This is a genomic window from Pedobacter sp. UBA5917 (assembly GCF_002432345.1).
GTDB lineage: Bacteria > Bacteroidota > Bacteroidia > Sphingobacteriales > Sphingobacteriaceae > Pedobacter.
Window position 1 is genome coordinate 1 of record NZ_DJDT01000286.1, and the last position, 3742, is coordinate 3742.

General features: G+C 38.2%; 5 protein-coding genes. 2 read left to right on the forward strand and 3 right to left on the reverse strand.

Features of this window, described 5'->3' with window-relative positions; genetic code table 11:
* The coding region (locus tag B2V92_RS19895) for a tyrosine-type recombinase/integrase (protein ID WP_293311511.1) at positions 1–635 on the reverse strand (635 nt) is incomplete at its 3' end.
* Positions 636–695: 60 nt separating this feature from the next.
* On the opposite strand from B2V92_RS19895, the gene aroQ reads away from it, so the two are divergent.
* Positions 696–1112, forward strand: a complete 417-nt coding sequence (gene aroQ, locus B2V92_RS19900) for a type II 3-dehydroquinate dehydratase (RefSeq protein ID WP_293311513.1) — start codon at positions 696–698, stop codon at positions 1110–1112.
* Between the two features lie 11 nt (positions 1113–1123).
* Positions 1124–1840, forward strand: a complete 717-nt coding sequence (locus tag B2V92_RS19905) for a TlpA family protein disulfide reductase (protein WP_293311515.1) — start codon at positions 1124–1126, stop codon at positions 1838–1840.
* A gap of 209 nt (positions 1841–2049) precedes the next feature.
* Here B2V92_RS19905 and B2V92_RS19910 read toward each other — a convergent pair whose 3' ends face one another.
* Both B2V92_RS19910 and B2V92_RS19915 read right to left on the reverse strand, forming a co-directional pair.
* Positions 2050–3063, reverse strand: coding sequence for a glycosyltransferase family 2 protein (locus B2V92_RS19910; RefSeq protein ID WP_293311517.1), 1014 nt, complete (start codon positions 3061–3063; stop codon positions 2050–2052).
* 6 nt (positions 3064–3069) lie between these two features.
* Positions 3070–3742: lysophospholipid acyltransferase family protein (locus B2V92_RS19915; protein ID WP_293311519.1), on the reverse strand; the 673-nt coding region annotated here is incomplete at its 5' end.

Consider the following 3742-nt stretch of genomic DNA (forward strand, 5'->3'; position numbering starts at 1 on the left):
AATATAAAATCTTCATTTCCTTTTTTAATGTTTGCATGCACGCGCACATCGTTAATATAAATATCGAGCAATTTTAAAGCAGTACTGCCGATGGGTACCAGGCGCTCCTTATTGCCTTTCCCGATTACTTTGATAAATTCTATCTGGGGGAAGAGACTGGAAATTCTGAGTTCGGTTAATTCGGTTACGCGTAAACCACAGCCATATAATACTTCCATAATGGCTTTATTGCGCATTCCTTCAGGTTTAGAGGCATCAATTGCGGCAATGAGTTCATTAATTTCGTAAATGTTTAACGTATCTGGCAATTTTCTGCTCAGTTTAGGGGCTTCCAGCAATGCGGTCGGATCATCGGTAATTACATCTTCGAGTAATAAATAAGAAAAAAAAGCTTTCAGTCCTGATATTACCCTGGCCTGTGTACTGGCGAGCATTCCCAGTTCATTTAACCACGAAATAAAAGATTTTAAGTCGGTTATGGTAATGTCAGTCAGTTTTGGTTCTTCATTTAGCAATTTAAAATACTGGGCAAGCTTATCGATATCATTTAGATAAGCTTCTACAGAATTTCCTGATAACGACCTTTCAAGCTTTAAATATGATTTAAATCCTTTAATATATGATGGCCAAAGCATGCTTTTTATGAGATTTTTTATAACATTGCAACGTTACAACATTTAACGTTACAACATATCATGAAACTACAAATTATTAACGGACCAAATTTAAATTTACTGGGTGTTCGCGAACCATCTATCTATGGAAATACCAGTATTGAAGACTATATCAGAGAATTAAAAACCGTTTATCCCCAGATCGAAATTGAATATTATCAGAGTAACGTTGAAGGCGAAATCATTAATAAATTGCATGAGGTTGGCTTTAGTTATGATGGCGTGGTATTAAATGCAGGTGGTTATACACATACTTCGGTTGCCATTGCAGATGCCATTGCAGCCATTAAAACACCTGTAGTTGAAGTACATATTTCGAATATTTATGCCCGCGAAGAGTATCGTCATGTTTCATTAACCGGGAAAAACTGTCAGGGTGTTTTAACCGGGTTCGGTATTAAGGGTTACCGTTTGGCTATCGAAAGTTTATTGATCTAAACCTTATCAAAATGTTGAGAAATCTAATATTTATCGCTCTTTTATTCGGTGCCGTTTTTTGCCATGCGCAGGATAATATCCCCAAGAAAAACGTATTGAATGAACAATCGGTAGTGAGGGGTGAAGATGGGATAGTTTATCCTTACAATACCTGGAAAAAATTAATGCAAACAGGTAAGTACGGTATAAAAAACAGAAAAACTTTTACCGATAGCGGAGAGCCTGAATACCTGATTTACCAATTATCAACTGATCAAAAATCGGCTTATATGGATCGTATACCAAAACCAAGAGTAAGCGATTCGTTTAGGGAAGGAGATCTGTTTAACGGTTTGCGCGTTACAGATATGAACGGCAATAAATACGATTTAAGAGACAGTACCGGAAAAGTATTTGTGATTAATTTCTGGTTTATCAACTGTCCGCCGTGTAAAAGTGAAATTCCGCAGTTGAACGAGCTGGTTGCCAAATATAAAGACAGTAAAGATGTTGTTTTTCTGGCAATTGCGCTGGATGAAAAATATGAGCTGAAAAGTTTCTTAAAATCAACAGCTTTTAATTACAATATTGTAGATGGAGGAAGGTATATCGCCAATAAATATGATGTTAAGGGTTATCCAACACATGTTGTGGTTGATAAGAAAGGCTACATTGCATTTAGTACACTGGGTTTGGCTTCTAACACCATATATTGGGTAGAAAAATCGATTAACGAATCGCTGAAATAGCTTTCTTGCGAAGTTTAAATTGGGAGCGCGAAAGGAAAACTTCGCAAGTTTAAATAGTTTTGTGGATTACAAATCCACAGTTCTTGGATCTGGAAAATATTTCCAGACCAGCGGAAGGCGTTGCACTCCGCTCAAATGACGACCTGAAAGTAGATTTCAGTGCAAGATGGGTAACATCTTACAGCACAAAAAAGGGCGGTGATATGCCGCTACCTCAATTCCGAAAAATGTTTAATCTTTTTAATGAAAAATGCCCAAACAACACTGTTGTTGTACACTCCGGTGTGTGCGGCATAAGCCTTTTGAACTGCTTTCCGTTTTTTGTTCGTTTTTGAAAGGGATTTAAGAAAATGCCAGTGTCCTTTGCTCACTGCCATGGTGAATTTTGGTTTTCCCGTGAGTAAAAAGTGCCACCAGGCTATAAAATCGATAAACATGCGGATGAAAATCCTGAAAACGGCATCAGCTGCAGGAAGATTTTTCTGCATAATGATGAGGTTATTCCTGAAATTGAGGTAGGTTTTAAAAGGGTTTTCTGTTTGCAAAGTACCCCCGCCAACATGGTAAACCTCTGCGTTAGGGCAATACATAATTTTATAACCGAGGTTCTTTAAACGCCAGCAAAGGTCTATTTCTTCCATGTGTGCAAAAAGATCTGCATCTAGTCCGCCGGTTTCCCGCCAACATTTGCTTTTGATAAAAAATGCAGCACCACTGGCCCAAAAAACCTCCTTTTGCTCATTGTATTGGCCATTGTCCAATTCGTAAACGTTAAATAATCTTCCCCGGCAAAAAGGGAAGGCATAAATATCCAGGTAACCACCTGCAGCACCGGCATATTCGAACTGGTTTTTATTGAGCTGCCACTTTATTTTGGGCTGTGCAGCTGCAATCTGAAGATCGCTTTCCATCAGATCGATAACCGGTTTGATCCAGTTAGGGGTTACTTCCACATCTGAGTTGAGCAGGATAAAATAATCGGCTTTTACACGCTCCAGAACTTTATTGTAACCTCCTGCAAAACCATAATTTTGGTCGTTTTGGATGATTTTAACAGTTGGGAAATTCTCCTGCAAAAATGAAACTGAATCGTCTGTTGAGGCATTATCGCCCACAATAATTTGCAGGTTATCATATTCGGAACTTAAGATTCCGGGCAAAAACTGATTTAAATATGCTTTTCCATTCCAGTTTAAAATTACAACGGCTACTGATGGGTTCATTCTTTTTTATTCGGGTTTAAACTTCCAGCGTTTATGGCTCCAAAGCCAATATTGGGGCTGTTCTTTAATAATATCTTCTAAAAACTTAAAATGCAGATCGGTGATTTCAAATTCATCCATCTTGCAGGGTTCGAGGCACATCGGTAACACTTCTACATGATAGTAGCCTTTTTTCACCACATTTACCTTAAAATAGTATACCGGTCTTTTCGTTGATTTTGCAATTTTTTCGACCCCCAATAGTGCTGCGGTAGGCTGATGCATAAATTCTACAAAATATTTAGCCTCTTCACGTGTTGGTGATTGATCGCTTGCAAAACATAAAAGTGTAGGCTCATTTTTATAAGCTGCCATACCACGGAGTGTTTGCCGCATGGCAATAAAAACATTACCGAACTTTGTACGTGCATAATCAAACCACTTTCCGAATACCTTGTTCGAAATGGGTTTGAAAATTACCATGGTTTTTGCCGAAATACTCAATCCAAGCGCTAAGGTACCTAATTCCCAGTTACCGTAATGCCCCGTACAGGCTAAAACGCTTTCGCCAGCTTTAAAATGAACTTCCAATTGCTCCAGTCCGGTAAATTTTACCCTTCTTAAAGTTTCGGCTTTAGAAATGCTGGTCATTTTAATGATTTCAAAAATCAGCTCGGCCAGATAAAGGAAAAACTTCTTT

Bases quoted from the DNA above. Each gene is read 5' to 3' on its own strand.
- aroQ (WP_293311513.1), top strand. From the start codon at position 696: ATGAAACTACAAATTATTAACGGACCAAATTTAAATTTACTGGGTGTT.
- B2V92_RS19905 (WP_293311515.1), top strand. From the start codon at position 1,124: ATGTTGAGAAATCTAATATTTATCGCTCTTTTATTCGGTGCCGTTTTT.
- B2V92_RS19910 (WP_293311517.1), bottom strand. From the start codon at position 3,063: ATGAACCCATCAGTAGCCGTTGTAATTTTAAACTGGAATGGAAAAGCA.